The following is a 517-nucleotide window of genomic DNA, read 5'->3' on the forward strand; positions in this document are numbered from 1 at the left end:
ATTCAAACCATCCAAAACCGTCTTGATCTGATCAATTTGATTGATGTCTGAACCTTCCCAAGCACTGACCGCGTTACTAATGATATCTCCAATAGACATCCACTGATCGCCAAACCAAATAACGGTAGTTTGGGTTAAACCTTCAGAGGTTGGACGATGTCGAGTGTTAAAGATAAATGCGAGTAGTTGCTGAGCTAGCTGCTCTTTATGCTCGTTAAGGTCTGCGTTGCCATTGCTATCGACCAAGAATTGTGACACTTCGGATTGCCAAGTCCCGGCCATCCAAATAGCAGAATCGCCGCTAAATGCTGCTTCAACTGGCTCTCCACCAGTAAATTTACCGTCAAATGGCTCGTCACCAGCTCCAAAGTAGTTACTTGGAGAGGCGTAAGGGGCTAATCCATTCACATATACTCTGTCGGCTTCAGTTAGTTCACTTAAGCCATTTTTGTTGTGCCAGTAACCTTTGGTGTCAAAGTCTGCGGTAATTTCACAAATGTTATTGAAGTGCACTTCA

1 pseudogene is annotated in these 517 nt (G+C 44.1%); it reads right to left on the minus strand.

Annotated features, from left to right (window positions below):
- Window positions 1–517, minus strand: a pseudogene (locus R7R78_RS29490) (hypothetical protein); the annotation flags it as partial.

It is taken from the genome of Vibrio sp. 2134-1 (assembly GCF_033339495.1).